Source organism: Caulobacter sp. Root1455, from assembly GCF_001426905.1.
Lineage (GTDB): Bacteria > Pseudomonadota > Alphaproteobacteria > Caulobacterales > Caulobacteraceae > Caulobacter.
Genome location: NZ_LMFQ01000025.1, coordinates 33,722 through 53,514, shown reverse-complemented (window position 1 = coordinate 53,514; position 19,793 = coordinate 33,722). Strand labels below are relative to the sequence as shown.

Genomic DNA, 19,793 nt, shown 5'->3' with positions numbered 1-19,793 from the left:
CGCCAATTGATGGTCACGAGATCACCGGCCCGTCGCGTCCCCGGCCAATCGTCCAGCTCACCCCCGCCTCGCGCAGGACGCCCGAGACCAACCTGCCCTCTCGCCCTTCCAGCACCGGCTTCCACGGAACCAGCGTGAAATCGCGGCTGCGTTCGACAACCGCGAACCGGCCGCTGGCCAGGTCCGCCGCGCGCCGGTAGACGCCCTCGACCCGCTGGCCTGGACGCGCCTCGAAGAAGGTCCGCCCCGTCTCCCGCGCCAGGCCTTCAGCCGCGACGATCAGCTCGCGGCGCTGCAGGCGGGTCAGCAACCCCGCCCGGTAGATCACCTGGTCCAGCTCCTGGCGGGCCAGGCCTTGGTCGATCAGCCACTGTCGCCGCAAGGCCAGGGCCTGGCGCGCTTGGCGCCCAAAGCCCGCGTCGCGCAGCGGCTCGGGCGCGTCCGCGAGCAATTGGCGGTCAAGCCAGGTCGCGCCGTCGGCCCCGACCTGAGCTTCGAGCGATAGGGCGCTCAGGGTCTTGACCACCACGGGCGCGGTCTGGGCCTGGCGTTTTTCGAAAGCGACGGCCTGATCGAGATGATCGGCGCCGATGGTCCAGGCGCCGTCGTCATGCCGCTCGACGCCGACGCGCCCCCGTCGCAGGGCCTCCAGGCGCCGAACATGGGCCTGGGCGAAGGATACCGAGGCGGTCGGGTCGTGGGCCAAGTGCAGGTCGATGCTGTAGCGCCCGTCATGCGCCGCGGCGATGCGAGCGATGGTTTGATCAACGGCTCGAACCTCGATGGGTCGCGGTTCGACCCTGACCAGGGCGCCCAACGCGATCGGCTCGGTGGCCAGGCTCCTGCCGATCTCGACATAGTGGGCGCGGCCATCGACGCCGTCGACGACCAGGTAATGGTGGTCCTTCAACTCGTCCGAAAGTCCGCGCGCCACCAAGCGCCCGACCACCGGCCGCGCGCCCGGCGCGGCAGGCTGATAGATCACCTGGTCGGCCCGGTCGCGGTCCACGCCGCCCTCGATCAGCGCGCGATTGAGGGTTTTCTGGATGTCGCCGCGCTCGCCCATGCGCCTGAGGGTCACCTCCAGCCCGCCGGCCAGCCGCCAGCGCGTGGGCGCGTCCTCGCGGGCCAGGCCCAGGCGCGACAGGGTCTGAAGCCGGCCGGCGCGCACCGAATGCTGCAAGGGATCGACATGTCGCGGCGAGACCAGGCCGTCTTCGCCGACATCGCGCAGCAGACCCCGGTCCAGGCTCGTCAGCCGCTCCTGGCCGACCTCTTCGCGCAGCCGCATCTCGATCTGGCGGTCGCTGCGCGGCCCCAGGTCCAGCGACACCAGCTCGGCGGCGCGCTCGCGAAGGCCTTGGGTCAGGTAGTCCTTGGCGATCACCAGTTCGCCGCCCTGGTCGTCGCGTCCGCGCACGATGATGTGGGTGTGAGGATGGCCGGTGTTGTGATGGTCGACCGCCACCCAGTCGAGCTTGGTGTCCAGGTCCTTTTCCATCCGCGCCATCAGCCGGCGGGTCAGGGCTTTGAGGTCCTCGTATTCGGCCCCGTCCTCGGGCGAGACGATGAACCGGAACTGCCGGGGGTCCTCGCCGGCCTCGGCGCGGTCGATGAAGGCGCGTCCATTGGCCTGGTCGGTGTCGGCTCCGTAGAGTTGGCCGGGCGCGCCATCGCGGGTGACGCCGTCGCGCTGCACATAGCGCATGTGGGCGCGGGCCGCGGCGAGCCCCTTGCCTGAAAGCTTGGGGATGGAGAACTTCACGATCACGCGGCGGCTTCGATAGGCGGCCAGACGGTCGCGCGAGATCAGGACCTGGCCCACGCCCGCCCCTCGGCCGATCCGCGCGCCGGTGAAGCCGGACCGCCGGGGCGCGCGGCCGAAGGTCCCGCCGCTGGCCAGCATGGCCGAGCGCAGGATGCGCGACAGATAGCTCTGGGGCTTGCCGCCCAGGGCGCGGGGCTTGCCCAGGCGGGGATCGAAATCGTCGTCTTGCGCCATGACACAGGCCTCCAACCGGCAAGGTGGGCGCCCCCGCGCTCCAGCGAAACGGGCGCCATCGCAACGCCTTGCCACGCAAGGCCTTGGCGGCGCCGCGGCGCCAAACCCGCGCGCATGGCGCCATGCCACGAAGAAGAAGCCGACGTGCAGACAATGACTTACGGCGACATCCCAAGGGATGGCGACGTTGCTTCATCTTGCCGTAGCCCGCCTCCCTCCTCATCCCGCTCCCATCGCCTCATCGCTCCCCTCCCGGCCGCGATCCCACGGGCGCGAACAACCCGCCCGAAGGCGCTGGCGACGCGCCCGTCCGCATTGGATCGGTGCGGGATGCAACAGGGAAAAACAGGCGCGTCCCCGACAGCACGGCGGGCGGCAGATCGACCGATCCGGGCGCGCGCGACAACACCTGGATATAGGCCTGGGTCTCGCTGGGCAGGGCCAAACCCTCGCGCAGATGGGCCTCGTAACGGGCCGGTCCGGCGTTGTAGGCGGCGAAGAGTCCAGGGTAGCCGAACCGGGCGCGCATGACCGCCAGATAGGCTGTTCCCGCCAGGATATTGTCGCGTGGGTCGTACGGATCAGGACCCAGGGCGTGCGTCCTGGCCAACGCCCGATAGGTTTGCGGCATCACCTGCATCAGGCCCATCGCCCCGGCGCGCGAGGTGATCGGCCGACCGTTCAGATGGGTTCGGCCGCCGCTTTCGGCCGTGATCACCGCCGCGATCCAGGCCTGCGGAACATCAAATCGCAGCGAGGCCTCCACGATCCACGGCCGCCATTGCTCGACACGAGCGACGGCCGCGGAGGGCGATGGGGCGTGGCTGGCCACGACCGCCGCCAGGACGATCATCGTCGCCATAGCAGCCTCGCCTCGCCGATGATCGCCCGCCCCTCGACCGGCCCGAAATAGCGGCTGTCGAACGAGTCCGGGGCGGGATTGATCAGCAACAGCTGACCGCGAGACAGGCGTTGGCAACCGCGCCACCAGGGCAGCATCCGCCCACGACCATCGGCAAGGCGCCGCACGGCGACGCGCCGGCCGTTGACCGTGATCGTCGCCTGGGCCGCGCAAACCTGGTCGCCCGCGACGGCGGCCACGGTCTTGATCATCGGCACATTGGCCGGGAGGTAATGGCGCTGGGCGGCCAGACGGCGGGCGGCGGGCGACGGCCAGGCGAGCACGCTGTCGCCGACCTGGATCGGCGCGCCGGGGTTGATCGCCCACAGGCCGACGGGCGCGCTGGCGCTGGCGTTCCAGACCAGGCGCGGCGGCGGATCGAACACGGACGGCGCGGCCAGACCGGCCAGGGCCAGAGCGATCAGGGCCGCCAGACCCTGGCCGCGCGGGGTGAACACGCGGCTAAACATGGCGTCGCCCGCCGCCCTGACGGGCAGACCAAGCGTCCAGGTCATCGATGTGATAGCGGATGAAACGGCCGTGGCGGCGAAAGGCCGGTCCCTGGCCCTGGCCGCGCATGGCCTCCAGCGTCCGTTCGGCCAAGCCGACATAGTGGGCGGCCTGGGCCGTGTTGAGGAACGGGCTGCCCTTTCGCGCGCGGGCGGCCCGTTTGATCGCGTCGTCTTCATCCATCATCGCCGTGCTCCTGAGTTCCCGTGGGGGGGGCGCGGCGGTGGGTTGAATGGGCTGGGCCGCGCCAGGGCGAGCAGACCGTTACGAGCGCGCGGGCGGGACGTACGCAAAACGGCCTTGCGAGAAACGTTCCCCTCCAGAGACGGCGCCCGGGGCTGGGCCGTGGCCCCCACGCCTTGCGACGCGGGGGCTGGGCCGATCAGTCCTCGGGGTTCCAGATCAGGGCGAAGACGTCGTCGTCGTCCTGACCGGCCGCGCGGCCCAGTTTGACCTTGTAGGTGCGCGGGCCGATGTCGGGATGGGCCAGGGTCAGGCCGACATAGGGCTGCTGGCTGGTCTGGTTGACATTGTTCCAGCCGGCGCCGATCTCGACCCCGGACGAGACGACCCGATAGTCGGGATAGCTGGACGAGGTCTTGTCGCGGACGGGCACGACGTCGATGTCGGCGCTGATGTTGAGGGTGCGCAGATGGCCCTTGAAAGCGCCGGTTTCCAGGCGGGTGACGAAGCCGAGCGTGGCGGTCATGGCGGTGGTCCTTTCAGTGATCCGTCGGGGCCGATCCCCGGCGACAGGCGCCCGTCATGGGGGCTTGGCCCCGTCTTGACCCGGAGGGCCGCAGCGCAGCGGAGGACCGGAGCGACGGGCTTTTTTGCGCGCGAGGAGGCGCGCCCGCCGCTTGGGCGCGACGGGGAAAAAAGGTCGGCGCGATGGTTCAAGGCGGGGCCAAGCCCCCATAGGGTCTACGCCATCGTCGTGGGTTCGTGCCGCGATGGGTTTCCGAGGGGGCCGCCGCCAACCACCCGCTCGGCTTCGTCACCCGTCTGGAAACCCCGCGTCTTCAAGGGGCGTCCGCGCAGGCCAGGGCGCCCGCCGACATCGACGTCGTGCCCGTCCGCGACAAGGCCTCCACCGGCCGATCCGGCGGACGGTCGGCGTGTTCGGGGTCGAGATCGGCGGGGGCTGGCGCGGTGTCGGCCAGACCCGCCAGCAGACGTCCGTCGGCCTGGCCCATCCCGACTTTCGGGCCGCCCGCCCGCCAGGCCGAACTGGGGCGCGCGGCCGGTCAGGACGACGACGACGGCTTCGCCCCGATCTGGAACCGGCGAGGCCTGACCGCCCCGCCTCCGTGTCGCAAGGCGCGGGGACCACGGCCCAGCCCCGGGCCCCGTCTTACGCGATCCAGGTCCGTCTCGCGTCCAGGGGCGGCTCTCCCCGTCGTAGCGTCCGAAGTCTCGGCGGCGCGCAAAAGCCCCCGGATCCAATGATCCGGGGGCGAGGTTGACGACCGACGCGGCGCTATTGGGCCGCGAGGATCGCCGGGTTGGGATCGACCGCCGGGGCCATGGTCGAGGGCGGCGTGGCGGCGGGGCTCGGCAGGCGCACGCCGCGCAGCAGCGGGGCGACCGCCCTGCTCCGCTGGGCGGTGGCGAAGGGCCTGCGGGTATAGGCCTGGGCCGGGAAGGTCAGCCATTTTGGCGTCCAGCGAGCGGCCTTGGGCCGGTCGTTGGTCCCGTCCAGGAAGTCGCGCAGGATGGTCTTCTGGGTCTTGACCTTTTCGGTCAGGTTGCCGTCCGCGACCTTCTTGCCGCCAACCTCCCTGAGCATGGCGTTGACCGCTTCGCGGTCGCGCATCAGCTCGAAGAAAGCCTCATCGGGCGTCCAGACCGCGCCCATGTCGACCTTCAGGAAGGTCCCCGCCGTCTCGACCTCGACGCTCCCGGCGGCCAGGGTCTCGCCCATGACCACGGCGGCGACCGCCAGGACGTCGGCGTCGGGCAAGGCGAGCAGCTTTGCGAAGGCGCCCGCCGCGCCGCCTTCGCGCCGTTGCCCCACCAGAGCGCGCTCGGGGTCGGCGCCCAGCAAGGCGCAGATAGCCTTGTGCTTGACCTGAAACCGGGCCTCGGCGGGGCTGGCCTGCGCGCTCTGGGCCACCGCTTCCGACCCGGCCCGGCGCGCATCGGGCTCGACCCGCCACAGATGGGTTCCGGCCACGGCGTGGGCGACCAGGAGCCGCAAGGCCACGCCCGGATGATCGGTCAGCACCGCGCGGACGGCCGAATGACGGTGCAGGTCGATATAGGCCTGCTGGCTGCTGGTGACCTCGGCGCGATCGGTCTTCGGATCGGCGCGGCCCTCCTCGCCGCGCGCGGTCCCCTTGGCCATCTGCGCCGCGACGGCCTGGGCGCGGCGAGCCTCCCTGGCGGTCAGGAAGCCCTCGTGCGCGGTGACCTCGCCGCGCTGGCTGACCGACAGATAGACCTTGCCGCCCTTGGCCTTGCTGACGCGTTCGTGTTTCCAGCTGTCGAAGGAGCGCCCCGTCTCCAGCACCTCAACCGCGCTCCAGCCTTCGGCCAGCAGGGCCTCGCGCTTGGCGGCCAAGGCCGCGTTCTGGCAGGTCCAGAACAATCCCGGATCGGTGAAATAGCTGTCTTCGCCAAACAGGTCGGCGATGATGGCGCCAGGGTAGTCCTCCAGGCTGAACAGGGCGTGTTTGGTCGGGATCGCGGCGCCGCCGAACAGCCAGTTCTTCAAGCCCTGCCCCACCGGCGTGACTTGGTCGGGGTCGTCATGGATCGCCAGCCAGGCCTTCTGCTGGCTCTTGGTGGCCAGGGTCAGCAGGCGGATGGTGGCGACATTGACCGCCTCGCGGCGATAGAGCTTGCGCAGGCGCGGCAGAAGATTGCCCAGCGCCAGGGTGCGGTTCACCACGGCTTCGGACATATGGAAGGTCGCGGCGATTTCCTGGGGCGTTCGCCCCTCCTTGATCAGCTTGGCGAACGCTTCCCAGGTCGAAACCTCGTCGGGCGGCAGGCGATGGAGGTTCTCGATCAGCGAGGCCTCGATGGCGGCGGCGTCGTCGCCGGGATCAAGGATGCAGATCGGCACGGGATCGATATCGACCCCGGCGGCGATTTCGGCCTGGGCCGCCGTCAGGCGGCGAGCCCCGGCCACGACCGCGAAGGCGCCGGGCATGACGGCGCCGTCGGCGAACCTCTCCTGGACCAGCATGGGAACAAGGACGCCGCGCTTTGCGATGGACGGCCGGATGTCGGAAACGTCCGGCGCGGGTTGTCCAAAGTGCATGTTGAGCGGCGAGATCGTCATGTTGCGGGGATCGGCGAAAGCAAGTCTCATAGCGAACGCTCCTGTTTTCCTGTTGGGGATTTGGGGGTGGAACCGACCCCGCCCGCGATGCTGTCCAGGCTTGGGGCGGGGTCGGGGATGCGCCGGGATTGGCGCGGGCGTCCGGCGCCGGGGCTTGCCCCGGCGCGCGGAATTTCAGGGTTTGGATCGGGCGACTGGGATCATGACGCGCCGCCTTCGCGACGGGCGATGACCCGCAGCAGCGTCTCGGCGGCGCAGATCGAACCGGCGCGACGCGTCGCGGCGGTCCAGACCGAAAGCGGCAGGCCCGTCGAAAAATGGAGATCGCGCTCGATGGTCAGGCCGAACGGCAAACGCACGGCCTGGATTTCGGCGAGACTAAACGACCCCAGTTCCGGCTCGCCCAGGTCCGCCAGACCGAACAGGGTGTCGCCGTCCGCGTCCATTTCGGTGACGAGCCAGCGGCCCGGACCGAGCGGATTGAAGAACTTGACCACCGGGACGTGGTCGGTCTCGACCTCGGCGGCGCCGTTGATCAGCAGCAAGGCGCGAAGGGTTGGCGGCAGCAGGGTCATGCGACCAACTCCCGCTCCAGGACCTCGGCCGCCTTCGGACCGGTCGTGACGGACGACGCCCGCGAACCGAAGGCCAGCAGCAAGTCGGCGGCCTTGGAGGCCTGTGAGGCGGCGCGGAAGATGGCCCGGTTGTCCTCGCGCACGACCTCCAGCCACGAGGCCAGATAGTCGGCGTGCCGAACGGTGGGGACGATGCCCAGGCTGGCGCAGAGGAAGGCCGCGCCCATTTCGGCGACCAGTTCCTCGCGGGCATAGGCCTTGCCGCCCCGCACGCCCGACTGGTCGCGGTCCAGGCGCGAGCCGTGCCCGGTCCAGTGCGACAGTTCGTGAAAGGCGGTGCGGTAATAGTTGATCTGGTCGTGAAAGGCCGGTTGCGGCGGCACCTGCACGAGGTCCTGGGCCGGAGAATAGAAGGCCTTGGTTCCGCCGATCCGGAAATCGGCGCCCGTGGCGGCGATCAGCGCCTCGGCGCGCGGGACAACCTGCCGCTCGGGGAGCGGCGCGGGTTCGGGATCGACGTCCTCCAGGCCCTCGCACTGGGCGAGATTGAAGACGGTGAAGCGCTTGAGGAACGCCACCTTGCCCGGTTCCTCGCCGTCGCGCGCGGCGCGCTCCAGCTCCTCGCGCGGCGTGAAGCGGTCGGCATAGACCACGGTCGCGCCGCGTTCGCCCTTGCGCACGCAGCCCCCGGCGGCCTGGGCTTGGCGGAAGGTCAGCCAGCCTTGCGAGGGATAGCCGTTCTCGATGACGGCGCCCCAGAGGAGCAGGATGTTGACGCCCGAATACCGGCGCCCGGTGATCCCGTTGCGCGGCAAGGACAGCGCCGCGCCCCCTGCCCGCCCCCAGGGCTGGACCCAGGGCAGACGCCCGGCCTCCAGCTGGGCGATGATCTTGCGGGTGACCTCGTCATAGAGGCTGACGACATCGGTCTTGGCGCCCGCCCGTCGGGAGGGCGAGGCGGCGGACGTTTGGCGCTGGCCTTTGCGGCGTTGACCGGTGGGGCGCATGAGGATGCTCCTTCACCGCCCCAAAACCCCACATCCTTTCCCCGGAAAGGGGGGTGGGCGGCGAAGAAGCCGGTTAGGCCCGCCGCAAGGGCGGGCGGCACCCGAAGGGCCGAAACGTAAGTGGAGGAGACGGCCGAAGGCCGGCTTGCCGCCGGCCCGGGCGGGCCTATGCCGGCGCGCCGCCCACCCCGCTTTCAGGGGAAAGGCCCTTCAGGAAAGTCATCGCGCGAAGCGCGATGTCCGCTTGGTCGGCGCCATGGCTCAAGCGGCGCGCGGCGATGTCAGGACGCGGCCATCACCTGGGCCAGATCGACAAGAACGCGGCGCTGGTCCGCCGACAGGTTTCGATAGGCCTTCACCAGTTCGGCCGAGCCGTTCAGGACCAGGAAATCGCCGAACTCGGAGAGGATCGACGGATCCGCCCCAGCCTCCTCCAGGTCGCTGAAAAAGCTCCCGGCCGGCACGCCAAGGGCCTGGGCGATCGCGAAGAGCTTGGACGCGCTGACGCGGTTGCTGCCGACCTCGTACTTCTGCACCTGCTGGAAGGTCACGCCGATCGCCGGCGCCAGGTCATGCTGTGACACGCCGATCGCACGCCGCCGGGCCCGGATCATCTTGCCCACATGCACGTCGATCAGGTCGGGGGCCTCCGCGGGCGGCTTGGACATCGGCGAGCTCCCCATTCAGCCATTTGATAATGCACGACCGGCCCCGGTGCGTCGCGCCAGCCGGGCCTGACGGTGCTCTCCGCAGGTCCGGGTCGCGGCGTCGGCGGCGTCGGCCTCGCGTACGGTTCCCGGCGGGCCGCCCGCGATGCAAGGACGCACCAGCGGCCCAGGCCGCGCTAGTCCTCCAGCAAATCCGGCGGCAGGTCGATGCGGTTCAACTTCCAGGAAAACAGGCCCTGCCGGCGAAAGATGAGCTGGATCTTCTTGCCGCCGTCATCCCCCGCGGGCGCGCCGACCCGAAAGCGGTCGAGCGTCACGTAGCCGGCGTCCTTGGGCAGGCCGAAAACAGGCTTACGGTCGGACGGCGTCTGGGTCTTGGCCAACAGACGCGTCAGGCCCTCGGGGGTCACCAGCGCGTTGACGGCCTTGTCGGCCATCAGGGGAATCAAGGCCAGGCCCAGACCCGCGAACGGATTGGACTGCATCTCCGGATCCTCCTGAAACTTGGTCATGAAGGTCGCGGTAAGCTCGGCCTTCAAGTGCTCGCGAACGGCCGGGAAATCGACGCGCTCCTCAAGACCGTCCTTGTCGCCGGCCCGAGCCGCGTTCACCAGGCCCACGACGGCGATGTAGGGCGACGCCAAATAGCCGCCGACAAGCAGCACGATCGCGCCCGCGGCCGCCGCGCCCCAGGTTTTCATGCGCTTGTTCACGCCCCGCCCTCCCCTTCTTGGCTATCGAACAAGCTTGGCTTTACGCACTCAGATTGTCCATCGCCTCGGGGCCATGTGATCGGCGACCAGCGGTAGCTTCCCCGCGGCGCTCGTGATCGATCACCGCGAGGCAGACACGCGCCGGCCGCCGCCCTTCGCCCGCCACCTGCAAGCGGACATTCAGTCAGATTCCACCTCAAGCCGATTGACTCTCACGCCATCCAGAATGAGAACATTAGCGGAACATCGAGAACCGCCAAATGTCACCCCCACGTGCCCCTCAGCGCGCGACACTGCACGCCCCTAAGCCGCCCCGCGTCTACCGCCGCGACGTCAAAAGGCTCACGCGCGTGCGCCTGTACGCCGACCCTGAGAGCAAGACGCTGTTCTTCACCACACCCGGCGGCGGCTCGGGAAACTCGCGATCGACGTTCATCGCCCCCGAGAACGTCCCGCCCTTCGAAGGCGAGGAAGCGTGGTTCGAGATGGAGTTGGTCGAGGGCAAGCCGTGGTCGTTCTGGCGCGCCGTGCGCCAAGTGGAGCCGCCGGCCGATGCCTGAGCCTAGCGACAGCGATCGCCGCAAGGCCGCGATGCTGGCGCCAGACGTCGCCGCGACGCTGCTGATCGATTGTGTCGAGCTGGGCTACGACGTCCGGTTCAAGTGCCAATACTGCGGCATGGCGCGCACCTGGGGCCGGCGCGACATGCTCGGCCAGCGCCTGCGTTCCCGCCTGGCTTGGTCGATGATGCGCCTCCAGCGCGCCGTGAGTTGCCCGGTGCGGACCTGCGGGGGCCCCATGCCGATCCTGCATCTGATGGCGGGCGGCTATCACGACGGCTTTGACCGCGGCGATGCGGCGCGTCGGCGCTCGTGGCTGGTCGAGACGCTGCTGGACGCGGGGATCGCGCCAGGCGAGGTCGGCCTCGCCTCGACGCCTCGCGGGTGACGCATGGCGGTCATCTGGCCCACCCTGCAGCGGATCAAATCGCCGCTGACGATCACCTGCCGGGGATGCGGAAACCAGCAGATCTGGTCGCGCGAGAAGGCGATCGTGAACCTGGGCGGCGACACCCAACCCCACACCATCCGGGCCAAGCTGCGGTGCAGCCGATGCGGCGCGCGCGGGCAAGACGGCTGGATCGACACCGACGCGAGGATGTAGATCTAGGACGACCAGGGCCTCAGCGCCCAGGCCGCAAACACCCCGCCCGCGGTGAACCCCGCAAGTCCGGCGACCAGGCTGCCGATAAACGGCAACTGGGCCAAGGCGAGCATGATCAGCGCGCCGGCCACGAACGTGCAGAGGAGCCATGCCAGCCAAGGCAGGACCTTGCGTTCGATCGGGCCCAGAGGCTGCTCGCCGCCATCGGGATAGTTGTTGGCCATGGACACGTCCTCCCCGCCACAAGGTGCGCAAGGTCCAAGACAACAACAACGGTTTTTGTCTCAAAGCCTCTCGGGCGGCGCGGTCAAATCCTCGAACTCGTCATGACCCAGCGCCATCGCCTCGGCGCGCGACAACACTTGATCCTCGAAAGCCCGCGAAACCCAGATCCGCACACCGCGATATCGGATGCCGCGCAGGGGACTGACGCAGCGCGCACCGAAATCACTCGGCATGCGGCACCAGGTGTCGGCCGACAGCCTGATCAAGCCGGGGCCGCCCTCGTCAGCATGGAGATCGATCAGCTTGTCGATGTCGTCAGGGGTCATGGACGGGGCATAGCTGAGTCGGCAAAGCCTCGCCCGACTAGTCGGCCGAACAGCGTTCGCCTAGGTTCCAGGAGATGAACGACGGCACGAAAAAGCCAGATCGGCCACCCGATGAGGAGCGCCACGGGAAAGGCGCTCCAGACGCGGGCGTCGGCGTGCTCGCCGAGGAGGCCTACTACGCTGAACTGTTCGTCGACGCGGCTGGACACCCGATCCATGCCCCGAGGGGGTGGTGGCATCTGAAGCTCTGGAAGGGTCCGTGATGTGCAACCTTTACAGCCTCAAGACCGGCGACCTCTTCGCCACCTGGAACAAGGTGCTGAAGCTGCCCGTGGTCTGGGAAGGTCGGGCGTCGAACTTCGAGCCGCGCCCGGAGATCAGAATGACGGAGATGGCGCCGATCGTGCGGCATGTCGGCGACAAGGCCATGGTCTCGATGACCCAGTGGGCCTGGCCTGGGCCCAAGGGGCCGGTGTTCAACTACCAGTCCGACGGTCGAGACTTCGCAAAAAGCGACCGCGTGCTGATCCCCGCCGACGCCTTCTATGAGTTCACCGACAAGCTGCCGGGGCAGAAACGCAAGACGCGGTGGAGATTCACGATGGTGGACAACCCGCTGTTCTGGATCGCCGGCGTCGTCAAGCATGGCTGCTGGACCATGCTGACGACCGAGCCCGGTGCGGACATCAAGCCCTATCATGACCGTCAGATCGTCCTGTTGTCAGCCGAGGACGGGCGAGATTGGCTGGACCTCACGCGGCCCCAGTCGCAGATGCTGACCGCCGCGCCGGCGGGCACGCTCAGCGTCGTGCGCGACTTCCCGCCCCTCCTGGACGAGGCGCCCGATCCGGCGCCCAGCGGACAAGGTAAAGGTTGAGACGATGATGAAACTGATCTGCATGCTGGCGATCACCCTCGCCCTTGGAGGGGCGGCAAGCGCCGCGGACTTTCCGTGCGGCGGCGCGACGACGTCGCCATTCCCCGCGCTGGCGCCGAACGATCACGATCATGGCCGCTATGCGCCGCAGGCCGCGGGCCTGAGGAAGACGTTCACGGCCTATCAGTCCGTCTTCGACGACGCCGATGACGACGACGGGGACGGGCGCGCCGATCTTCGCTTCAATCCCGAATACGTCGCCTATGAGCTTCGCGGCGTGGGGCCCAACGCCGCCGGCGACTATCCTGAGCCCGCGATTTCAATCCAGCGCCCGAGCCGTTGGTACAACTCGGTGGAGTTCGCGCCCCTTCTGGCCGCTGTCCCCGGCGTCACCGCCAAGGGGCTGGATGAGTCCTACGCCGGGGTGGGGAGCGTGTGGAACCGCGGCCACCTGGCGATGAGCGATCACGCCCAGCGCATCAGCGCTGAAGCCGCCTGCAACACCCATCAGTTTTGGAACGCCTCGCCCCAGGCCCAGGACCTCAACCAAGGCCCGTGGCGATTTCTGGAGACCTATTCGGCCGCCGCGGCCAACAAGTATCGCAGCGTCTGGATCGTCACCGGCCCGATCTTCGATCCGGCGACCCCGAAGCTGACGATCGGCGATGCGGGCGAAGCCCCGGTCGAAATTCCCGACGGCTTTTTCAAGATCCTCCTCCATGAAGGCCCCTCAGGCGTCGAGACCCTGGCGTTCATCTACGAACAGCCCAACGCCCTGGACGCGGCCGGCCGTCCAACGCCCAGCGCCCAATGGGTCAATTGCAACAAAGCCAAAAGCCTGCACCATCGCTACGACCCCAAGCCCCAGTTGGTGTCCATCGCTCAGATCGAGCTTCGCACCGGGCTGCGCTTTTTCGTGGGGCGGCCGGATCGCGAACATCTGACCGCCCGGGCCGCCGATCACCTTTGGCCCGTCGAGACGCGCTATTGGGACGCCCCGTCGGCCTGCGCCGGGCAGCGCGGCGTTCCCTAAGCTCGGAGAAGTGTTGGCCTGGCCGTCATGACCGAGATGCGCCAGAAACAGACCTTGGGCCACGAGCCACAAGCAGACGTTCGAGCCGCCGGCCCAAGGCTCGCCGTGGACCTCGATGCATCTTGAGGGCGCGCTGGTCGAATCAACAAGACAAGGTAGTGTCGCGTTTCGCGGTTCTGGGGAGGGCAAGCGTGACCCAAGTTCGTAAAGCTATTTTCGCCGGCGTGATCGCTCTGGGGGCCGGTCTTGGCTCGAGCGCCCTGGCCTGGCATGGGCAAGGTCATATGATGACCGCCAAGGTGGCTTGGGATCAGATGGCGCCGGGAGCCCGCTGCCGGGCGGTCAAGCTGCTCAAAACCCACCAAGACGCCTATGGCGATCAGTTGAACGCCTTGGGCCCGAACCGTGGCGACGAGGCCCTGTTCGTCAGCGCCGCGACCTGGCCCGACCGGATCAAGCAGGACAAGACCCACTATATCAATGACGGCGAGGAGCCGACGGGCGCTCAGGCCGGTGACAATGTCGGCTTCTCCGATCGGTACATGCACAAATACTGGCACTATGCGGACTACCCGGTGCCGGCCAGGCCGGCGGCCAATCTGCCGCCGCCCATCAATGCGCGCGAGCGCATCGAACTGTTCGCCAAGACCCTGGCCTCGACGGCGTCCGACGATGTGAAGTCCTACGACCTGGTCTGGCTGATCCACCTGGTGGGCGATGTCCATCAGCCCCTGCACGCGGCCACCCAGGTCAGCGGGGCGTTCAACGGCGGCAAGGACGACGGCGGCAACGGCGTCCTCCTCAGCTGGAAGACCAAGGCCGACTGGAGCGATCCGACCTATTATCCAGCCTCCAAATACCTGCCCGCCAATCTCCATTCCTACTGGGACGGCGCGCCGGGAGACGACAGCGCCAGCCTGGCCACTGCGGCCGATCTGGGGGCCGGCTTGCCCCTCGCCGACCAGGACAAGGCCATGGTGATCCATGTCCAGACCTGGCTCGACGAGAGCCATGATCTGGCGGACCGTCTGGTCTACGCCTCGCCGATCAAGCGCGGTCAGAAGGGGCCGTTTTACTTGACGCCAACCTATGCCGAGCGCGCGGTGCGGACCACGCGCGATCAGGTCTCGCTGGGCGGCGCGCGCCTTGCCCGCCTGCTCAACCAGGCCCTGACCTATGACGAGCCCGGCTGCCCTTGAACGGCCTTGAGCCCGCGCCAGGCGGGGCGGCCGGTATAAGGACCGCTCGCCGCCGGCTGGGCGGTCCGGCGGCGTGACGACCTGGGCCTTCTTCTGTCTTCGTGCGATCCCGGTTCGGAAACGCCGCGGCCTCCAACCTCCCCGGCGGCTCAGCCAGAGAGATCCTTGTCGCCTGCCAACCAAAGCCATTGTCGCTGGACGCCAAGGCTTCGCCGCCGCCACAAGGAGTCCAAAAGCGCTTGTCGCCGATGGGCTCGTTCAGCCGTAGCTTTTTCGGCTTCCAGGCGGACCGCGCAGCGCCAATCGCCAATATCGGCCGACCCTCAATGACCGAGCCTTCGTTCCCGCCATCACCTGGCTACGATGACCCGTCAAAAATACTCATCTTTCGATATCATCACGGAATAGACCGCATCGATATCGACATAGTCATGGCAAGGTCGGTTTTCTTTCGACAGATATTCGCACTTTCTGATCAAATCGGATTTAACGTCTTCGCTGAGCGCAAGGCAGACACCGAAGCTCCCAACCGCGCTGTCAGATAAGCGCACATCAGCTCCATCAATCGCATCGAATTCCAAGAAGACGCTGCCGGACAGCCTCGCGATGAATTCTGCCACTTCACGCGCCCGCAACATCACAAATATGATGTTGGTGTAAAGTCCGGTATCGACGAAGTACTCTATTTTCACAGCGCCGCTCTCTATCAGATAACGAGGTTGGGCATATTTCCCCAGGGAATATTTTGCCACCCCGCGTTTGGATTGCCCGGCGGCTTATAGTCCCAATGTGGATTATGGTACTTGCTGGTCCCCGGATCCCAACGCCACTCCCCGCCATCAGGGTCATAGAGACTTCTTCCGCCCTTCTGCACCTCCGAAGGCCGGCTTGCGGGACCTACGCGGAAAGGACCCTTGGTGGGAGGCTGCACCCCTCTCGGCGGCAGGCCTCGGCCAACACCCGGCAGCTCGCCATATTTGGTGTACTGCTCGACGAGTGCTTCCTCCAACGGCGTCAGGGGCACAAGTTCTTCGGGGATTCCGAACAATGGCGACGAAAACTGGGCCAAGGTCAGGTTCGGTTCAGGCATGCTGACGCAGCTGGTCGATGTCGTACCGAGGGTCGCGGTAAAGCTGCCGTCACTGTTTTGCACGAAACTGCCCGGATTCTGCTGGGCAAAGCAGACGTCCGCCAACCCGCTTGGATCGGTTCGATTGACCGGATCATTGCCGACATAGGCGTACCAGTTGAGACCGTCGTCGTAGCCGATGGGGTCGGTCTGGAGGAACCGGCCCAGATTGGGCGAGTAGGCGCGAGCCTTGTAGTGGTACAGGCCGATCTCCGGCATCCAGACTTGGCCGGTATATTCGAAACGACCGCTGTTGGCGGGACCGGCGCCGAACTCGTCGTAGGTGTTGATGGAAAGCACGGCGCCGGCGTTGTCGGTGGTGGCGACGACAGAGCCGCGCTCGTCAGCGACGAACCATCGCCGGGCCGCCGCCGGCGGCGTGGCGCTGGCGCTCTCGTACCAGACGAGCGGCTCGTCCTCGCCCGGACCGAAGACGTATCGACGGATCAGTCCGCCGCTGGCGTTGTATTCCGAGATCAGGTTGTCGCCATCATAGCCAAACCGCGTGGTCGCCGGCCCAACCACCCGCTCCAGCCTGCCGATCGGATCATAGGTCAGCGCGCCGCTCACCCCGCCGCCCGAAGCGCTTATCAGGCGGTTGTCTGCGTCGTAGCCGTAAGTGGTTCCCGCGCCGTCGGCGGTGAGATTGCCCTTGTCATAGCTCAACGAAACCGCGCCCGAGATCGTGACCTGGTTCAGGCCGTTGAGGGTGTAGGCGCGATCCACGACGCCCGGCGCGGGCGCGGCATAGGCGCTATTGGTCGCCGTTCGGCTGGTGATGCGTCCGGCCGCGTCGCGGCCGAAGGTCAAGGTCTGATTGCTGGCGGTGTTGGGGAAGGCGTGGCTCAGCGAGGTCAGGCGCGAGGCGGCGTCGTAGACGCTGGTCGTGTTGACCCCGTTGGCCCGGGCCAGCATCCGCCTTTGCCCCCGGTCGTCATAGTTGAACGCGGCCAGGATGGCGCCGGAGCTCTCATAGATGCTTTGAAGCCTCCCGCCGGCGTCATAGTAGTAATTGACTCCGAAGCCGTCGCTCCATTGCAGCGAAACACGCCGCCCGGCCAAGTCGTAGCCGGTGTAGGTCGGAACCCAGACGCTGTTTCTGTAATCGTAGGTGACGGAGGGACGGCCCAGGCCGTCATAGTAATTCGCGATCACCTGCTCGGCCGACGCGCCGGAATAGGTGAAGGTCGGACGGCCAAGGTTGTCGTAATAGTACCAGCCCTTGGGGTCGTCGCGGAACGTCAGGCGATTGAGGGCGTCGTAGGTGTAGTTGGTGACCTGTCCCCGGCGCGTTTCCTGGGTGACGTTCGAGGCCGGGTCGTAGACGTTCTGGGTGAAGTCGCTCGTGGAGCTGCCGCCGCCTGAAGGGTTGGGATAGCGCGTCTTGGCCAGACGGTCGAAGCCGTCATAGTCGTAAGTCGTAAGATTGCCCTTGCCGTCGGCCACGGATGCGACGAGCCCGTTGTTCGTATAGACCGTGACCTCGTTGCTCACCCCCGCCGCGCCGAACCCGCGCGACAAAGTGGTGACCCGATCGGCCGCGTCGTAGGTCGACTTGGTGATCTGGTCGTTCGCCGCGTCCAGAACACAGGCCCCCGGCGGCGAAGCGTTGGCCGGGTTCATGCGGACGACGGTGCAATCCAGGCGATTGGCCGCGTCGTAGCTATACTGGGTGAGCGCATAGGCCGTCCCGCCCGCCGTGACCGTGGTCTTCACCACGCGATCCACCGCGTCATAGGCCGTGGCCTGCTGCTGCAGCGACACGAAACCGGACCAGTCCGCGTCGGCCTGGGTGGCGACGGTTCCTTGCTCGATCTGACCGACGCGGCCCGCCGAATAGGTCGTGCGCGAGGCGGGGTATTTGGTTTGGCCCAGATAGTTGGTCAGCGCCGGCCGGACCACGCCCACCACGCGTCGCGAAGCATCGTAGCGGTAGCGTATGGTATCGCCCGCGCCCGCCAGGGGACCATCGACGGTCAACACATTGCCGGCCGTGTCGTAGGTCATCGTCGTCGTGGCGGCGATCAAGCCGTCGCCCGACGCTTTGGTCGTCGACGTCGGCAGCAAGGTGTTGGAGCCGGCATAGGAAACAATGGTCTTGGACTCGTCGCTCCCGCCCGCGCAGGACGCCGTGGTGACGCAGGTCGACGTGCTGGTCAGCCGCCACACCGATCCGGCCTGAACGAGCGTTCCTGCGCTGTCCTTGGCGTAGCTCGGCAACAGGCTGTAACCGTAACGCGTCTGCGGCCTGACGCCATTGTCACCGGCCGGCGCGGTGACCGTCAGCACGCCGCCGTGACTGGCGTCGTAGGTGTAGTCGGTGCGCGCGCCGCGAGGGTCGATGACATAGTTGGGCTGATTGCAGGTCTTGGGATTGAGGCAAACACTGTCGAAGGACGCCGATATGACGACATCGGCTGGCGCGCCGGGGGTTTTGGAGACTTCCCGACGCTCGGTCAGATTGCCGCGCGTGTCGTAGGCGTACTGGACGTAGTTGCCTTCCGGCTGCGTGACGCGATCAACCCGAAATGAAGAATCGTAGTGAAAGGTCTTGGTGTGACCAACCCCGTCGGTGTCCGTAAGCACCAGGGCGTAAGCGATGGACGAGGTCAGAACGCGCGTATGCCCCAGCGGATCGACGACGGTCGCGGTTCGCGTGTCGCCGCTGTCCACATAGGAATAGTTCCAGGTCGCCGAGCCGTTGCTGACCGACGTGACCCGCCGCATGCCGTCGCGCGCATAGGTCTTGGTCGCGCCGGAGGCTGCGTGGATGGTCAGGTTGGACGATCCCGTCGAGGTGTAGGTCAAAAGACTGTCGATCGGATTGACCGGCGCGCTCGGAGAGCAGGTTCCGGTGGGATTGCAGATGTCGACGGCCATGTTGATGGCTGTCGGCGTCTGCCACGGATCGCGGATCTGGTAGCCAAGGCTGCTGACCACCGACAGCAGCCCGTGGGCGAGCACGTTGGTGCAGCCTTGACCGTTCGGCATGCAAAGATTGTAGGCGTAGTAGTTGAAGGTGATCACTTCGCCAGACGGACGGGTGATGGTGCTGACGCGTCCGCTGTCGGCCTTGGACGTGAAGGCGCTGGCCAGGGATTTGAGGAAGACGGCGACGGCGCCGTCCTTCATCACGTAGGTGAAGCTGGTGCTGTCGTAAGACAGCGTCGCGCCCTTGCCGTTCGGCGCGGTGATCCCGGGTCCGGAAACGTAGAACTGTTCCGACTTGCCCCCCAGGCTCACCAGATAGACGCCGCCGCCGCCCAGGAAGTTGACCGTGCCCGTCAGGTTGTCGCTTTCGCCGGCCCCGACGAAAGTGCGCGATAGGGTCATCCCCGCGTCAGGCGCGCCGATCGTGAGGATGGTTTGGGGCGCGACGATATAGCCGCTGAGCAGATCCACGCCGTTAGCGTCCACGAAGGTGTGGACGGGCGGCGGCGGCGCGGAGGTTTGCGCCCTGGCAGCTGGAGGCAAAAGGGTCAGGCTCAGCGTGACGCCGATCAGGAACCCAGCCCGCGCCCAAACGCCCGCGACGTGCGCGCTAAGTCCCATCAACTCCCCCCCGGGTTTTCTGTCTCGACCTCAGCCTACGGTAGCGCTAGCGTACGCGTCAACGTTGTAGTTTGTTCGAGAACAACGACGATAGGGGGAACCATGTCACGAGGTGTTCTGCTCGGCGCGGCCGCATGCTGCCTGTTGTGGTCCGCGACCCAAGGGGCGTTGGCGCAAGCCAATGCGACGTTCAGCTATGACGCTCAAGGCCGGCTGGCGGGCGTGGCTTATACGTCGGGTGTTCAGACCGCCTACACCTACGACGCCGCCGCTAACCGCACCCGCGTGCAGGTCACCAATGGCGCGCCGCCCGCGACCAACCAGGCGCCGACTTGCGCCAACAGGTCGATCAATATCGGTTCGATCCCAAATGGCGGCGCCGGCGTCTCCCTGACCCTTCAGCCGATCACCCTAAGCCCGGCCTGCACCGATCCCGACGGCGATGCGCTGACGCTGGTTTCGCTCACGGGGTTCACCAACGCCGCGACGGGCACCCTCTCCGGGGCCAATGCGACCATCAACAACGTCAGGGCCCCCGGCGCCAGCTTCACCTACGCCGTGTCGGACGGACATGGCCACACGATCTATCCGACCTTCACCATCATACGATCGTCGTAACGTCG

23 protein-coding genes are annotated in these 19,793 nt (G+C 67.4%); 8 read left to right on the top strand and 15 right to left on the bottom strand.

Translation table 11 applies throughout. From position 1 onward, the window contains the following. Positions 1-13: 13 nt before the first annotated feature. The 11 genes from rlxS to ASD21_RS21425 all read right to left on the bottom strand — a co-directional run bounded on the left by rlxS (position 14) and on the right by ASD21_RS21425 (position 9,665). Positions 14-2,002 (bottom strand): relaxase/mobilization nuclease RlxS, encoded by a 1,989-nt coding sequence (gene rlxS, locus ASD21_RS21470; RefSeq protein WP_056446394.1) that lies wholly within the window; start codon positions 2,000-2,002, stop codon positions 14-16. 238 nt (positions 2,003-2,240) lie between these two features. Further along, entirely contained in the window at positions 2,241-2,864 is a 624-nt protein-coding gene (locus tag ASD21_RS21465; RefSeq protein WP_056446391.1) for a lytic transglycosylase domain-containing protein, read from the bottom strand. Then, the gene (locus ASD21_RS21460; protein ID WP_056446387.1) at positions 2,852-3,373 is read right to left on the bottom strand and encodes a S26 family signal peptidase; all 522 of its coding nucleotides are present in this window, start codon (positions 3,371-3,373) and stop codon (positions 2,852-2,854) included. Before ASD21_RS21460 ends, ASD21_RS21465 begins: the two co-directional genes overlap by 13 nt. Further along, a complete protein-coding gene (locus ASD21_RS21455) occupies positions 3,366-3,599 on the bottom strand; it encodes a helix-turn-helix domain-containing protein (RefSeq protein WP_200941465.1) in 234 nt (77 codons plus the stop codon). Before ASD21_RS21455 ends, ASD21_RS21460 begins: the two co-directional genes overlap by 8 nt. Positions 3,600-3,795: 196 nt before the next feature. Continuing rightward, positions 3,796-4,122, bottom strand: coding sequence for a DUF736 domain-containing protein (locus tag ASD21_RS21450; RefSeq protein WP_056446386.1), 327 nt, complete (start codon positions 4,120-4,122; stop codon positions 3,796-3,798). Positions 4,123-4,435: 313 nt separating this feature from the next. Then, complete coding sequence (locus tag ASD21_RS24180; RefSeq protein WP_156390777.1) at positions 4,436-4,609, bottom strand: hypothetical protein; 174 nt, start codon at positions 4,607-4,609, stop codon at positions 4,436-4,438. A 284-nt stretch (positions 4,610-4,893) separates the two neighbouring features. Continuing rightward, positions 4,894-6,732: a ParB/RepB/Spo0J family partition protein gene (locus ASD21_RS21445; protein ID WP_056446383.1), complete on the bottom strand. Its 1,839-nt coding sequence runs from the start codon at positions 6,730-6,732 to the stop codon at positions 4,894-4,896. A gap of 170 nt (positions 6,733-6,902) precedes the next feature. Further along, positions 6,903-7,277, bottom strand: a complete 375-nt coding sequence (locus ASD21_RS21440) for a DUF2958 domain-containing protein (protein WP_056446380.1) — start codon at positions 7,275-7,277, stop codon at positions 6,903-6,905. Further along, entirely contained in the window at positions 7,274-8,284 is a 1,011-nt protein-coding gene (locus ASD21_RS21435; protein ID WP_082554894.1) for an ArdC family protein, read from the bottom strand. The genes ASD21_RS21440 and ASD21_RS21435 overlap by 4 nt, the downstream gene beginning before the upstream one ends. Positions 8,285-8,565: 281 nt before the next feature. After that, a complete protein-coding gene (locus tag ASD21_RS21430; RefSeq protein ID WP_056446377.1) occupies positions 8,566-8,952 on the bottom strand; it encodes a helix-turn-helix domain-containing protein in 387 nt (128 codons plus the stop codon). 176 nt (positions 8,953-9,128) lie between these two features. Further along, a complete protein-coding gene (locus ASD21_RS21425) occupies positions 9,129-9,665 on the bottom strand; it encodes a DUF2939 domain-containing protein (RefSeq protein ID WP_156398457.1) in 537 nt (178 codons plus the stop codon). Positions 9,666-10,015: 350 nt separating this feature from the next. Between ASD21_RS21425 and ASD21_RS21420 the strand changes: the two genes are divergently transcribed. Genes ASD21_RS21420 through ASD21_RS21410 form a run of 3 tightly spaced genes read left to right on the top strand, consistent with a single transcriptional unit; the run spans position 10,016 to position 10,829 of the window. Beyond that, the gene (locus ASD21_RS21420) at positions 10,016-10,225 is read left to right on the top strand and encodes a hypothetical protein (RefSeq protein WP_235524940.1); all 210 of its coding nucleotides are present in this window, start codon (positions 10,016-10,018) and stop codon (positions 10,223-10,225) included. Further along, the gene (locus ASD21_RS21415; protein ID WP_056446368.1) at positions 10,218-10,613 is read left to right on the top strand and encodes a hypothetical protein; all 396 of its coding nucleotides are present in this window, start codon (positions 10,218-10,220) and stop codon (positions 10,611-10,613) included. The genes ASD21_RS21420 and ASD21_RS21415 overlap by 8 nt, the downstream gene beginning before the upstream one ends. Before the next feature lie 3 nt (positions 10,614-10,616). Next, positions 10,617-10,829: a hypothetical protein gene (locus tag ASD21_RS21410; protein WP_056446365.1), complete on the top strand. Its 213-nt coding sequence runs from the start codon at positions 10,617-10,619 to the stop codon at positions 10,827-10,829. 2 nt (positions 10,830-10,831) lie between these two features. On the opposite strand, the gene ASD21_RS21405 is transcribed toward ASD21_RS21410, so the two are convergent. Both ASD21_RS21405 and ASD21_RS21400 read right to left on the bottom strand, forming a co-directional pair. Further along, the gene (locus tag ASD21_RS21405) at positions 10,832-11,053 is read right to left on the bottom strand and encodes a hypothetical protein (protein WP_056446362.1); all 222 of its coding nucleotides are present in this window, start codon (positions 11,051-11,053) and stop codon (positions 10,832-10,834) included. Positions 11,054-11,113: 60 nt separating this feature from the next. Then, complete coding sequence (locus tag ASD21_RS21400) at positions 11,114-11,380, bottom strand: hypothetical protein (protein ID WP_056446358.1); 267 nt, start codon at positions 11,378-11,380, stop codon at positions 11,114-11,116. 74 nt (positions 11,381-11,454) lie between these two features. On the opposite strand from ASD21_RS21400, the gene ASD21_RS24175 reads away from it, so the two are divergent. The 4 genes from ASD21_RS24175 to ASD21_RS23655 all read left to right on the top strand — a co-directional run bounded on the left by ASD21_RS24175 (position 11,455) and on the right by ASD21_RS23655 (position 14,489). Next, positions 11,455-11,643 carry a hypothetical protein gene (locus ASD21_RS24175; RefSeq protein ID WP_156390778.1) on the top strand — a complete coding sequence of 63 codons (189 nt, stop codon included), beginning with the start codon at positions 11,455-11,457 and terminating at the stop codon, positions 11,641-11,643. Next, positions 11,643-12,257, top strand: coding sequence for an SOS response-associated peptidase family protein (locus ASD21_RS21395; RefSeq protein WP_056446355.1), 615 nt, complete (start codon positions 11,643-11,645; stop codon positions 12,255-12,257). The genes ASD21_RS24175 and ASD21_RS21395 overlap by 1 nt, the downstream gene beginning before the upstream one ends. Before the next feature lie 7 nt (positions 12,258-12,264). Next, the gene (locus tag ASD21_RS21390; RefSeq protein WP_056446352.1) at positions 12,265-13,290 is read left to right on the top strand and encodes a DNA/RNA non-specific endonuclease; all 1,026 of its coding nucleotides are present in this window, start codon (positions 12,265-12,267) and stop codon (positions 13,288-13,290) included. A gap of 191 nt (positions 13,291-13,481) precedes the next feature. Continuing rightward, complete coding sequence (locus ASD21_RS23655) at positions 13,482-14,489, top strand: S1/P1 nuclease (protein ID WP_162250266.1); 1,008 nt, start codon at positions 13,482-13,484, stop codon at positions 14,487-14,489. A gap of 371 nt (positions 14,490-14,860) precedes the next feature. On the opposite strand, the gene ASD21_RS24170 is transcribed toward ASD21_RS23655, so the two are convergent. Continuing rightward, on the bottom strand, positions 14,861-15,181 hold the full coding sequence (locus ASD21_RS24170) for a hypothetical protein (RefSeq protein ID WP_056462376.1): 321 nt from the start codon (positions 15,179-15,181) through the stop codon (positions 14,861-14,863). A gap of 14 nt (positions 15,182-15,195) precedes the next feature. Beyond that, complete coding sequence (locus ASD21_RS21380; protein ID WP_082554890.1) at positions 15,196-19,170, bottom strand: RHS repeat domain-containing protein; 3,975 nt, start codon at positions 19,168-19,170, stop codon at positions 15,196-15,198. A 168-nt stretch (positions 19,171-19,338) separates the two neighbouring features. Here ASD21_RS21380 and ASD21_RS21375 point away from each other — a divergent pair, with 168 nt between their 5' ends. Then, positions 19,339-19,788, top strand: coding sequence for an RHS repeat domain-containing protein (locus ASD21_RS21375; RefSeq protein ID WP_056446344.1), 450 nt, complete (start codon positions 19,339-19,341; stop codon positions 19,786-19,788). The last annotated feature ends 5 nt before the right edge of the window (positions 19,789-19,793 follow it).

Bases quoted from the DNA above. Each gene is read 5' to 3' on its own strand.
- ASD21_RS21390 (WP_056446352.1), top strand. From the start codon at position 12,265: ATGAAACTGATCTGCATGCTGGCGATCACCCTCGCCCTTGGAGGGGCG.
- ASD21_RS24180 (WP_156390777.1), bottom strand. From the start codon at position 4,609: ATGGGCCAGGCCGACGGACGTCTGCTGGCGGGTCTGGCCGACACCGCG.
- ASD21_RS21450 (WP_056446386.1), bottom strand. From the start codon at position 4,122: ATGACCGCCACGCTCGGCTTCGTCACCCGCCTGGAAACCGGCGCTTTC.
- ASD21_RS21440 (WP_056446380.1), bottom strand. From the start codon at position 7,277: ATGACCCTGCTGCCGCCAACCCTTCGCGCCTTGCTGCTGATCAACGGC.
- ASD21_RS21405 (WP_056446362.1), bottom strand. From the start codon at position 11,053: ATGGCCAACAACTATCCCGATGGCGGCGAGCAGCCTCTGGGCCCGATC.
- ASD21_RS21455 (WP_200941465.1), bottom strand. From the start codon at position 3,599: ATGATGGATGAAGACGACGCGATCAAACGGGCCGCCCGCGCGCGAAAG.
- ASD21_RS24175 (WP_156390778.1), top strand. From the start codon at position 11,455: ATGAACGACGGCACGAAAAAGCCAGATCGGCCACCCGATGAGGAGCGC.
- ASD21_RS21435 (WP_082554894.1), bottom strand. From the start codon at position 8,284: ATGCGCCCCACCGGTCAACGCCGCAAAGGCCAGCGCCAAACGTCCGCC.
- ASD21_RS21460 (WP_056446387.1), bottom strand. From the start codon at position 3,373: ATGTTTAGCCGCGTGTTCACCCCGCGCGGCCAGGGTCTGGCGGCCCTG.
- rlxS (WP_056446394.1), bottom strand. From the start codon at position 2,002: ATGGCGCAAGACGACGATTTCGATCCCCGCCTGGGCAAGCCCCGCGCC.
- ASD21_RS21380 (WP_082554890.1), bottom strand. From the start codon at position 19,170: ATGGGACTTAGCGCGCACGTCGCGGGCGTTTGGGCGCGGGCTGGGTTC.
- ASD21_RS21410 (WP_056446365.1), top strand. From the start codon at position 10,617: ATGGCGGTCATCTGGCCCACCCTGCAGCGGATCAAATCGCCGCTGACG.
- ASD21_RS21430 (WP_056446377.1), bottom strand. From the start codon at position 8,952: ATGTCCAAGCCGCCCGCGGAGGCCCCCGACCTGATCGACGTGCATGTG.
- ASD21_RS21465 (WP_056446391.1), bottom strand. From the start codon at position 2,864: ATGGCGACGATGATCGTCCTGGCGGCGGTCGTGGCCAGCCACGCCCCA.
- ASD21_RS21415 (WP_056446368.1), top strand. From the start codon at position 10,218: ATGCCTGAGCCTAGCGACAGCGATCGCCGCAAGGCCGCGATGCTGGCG.
- ASD21_RS21445 (WP_056446383.1), bottom strand. From the start codon at position 6,732: ATGAGACTTGCTTTCGCCGATCCCCGCAACATGACGATCTCGCCGCTC.
- ASD21_RS21395 (WP_056446355.1), top strand. From the start codon at position 11,643: ATGTGCAACCTTTACAGCCTCAAGACCGGCGACCTCTTCGCCACCTGG.
- ASD21_RS21400 (WP_056446358.1), bottom strand. From the start codon at position 11,380: ATGACCCCTGACGACATCGACAAGCTGATCGATCTCCATGCTGACGAG.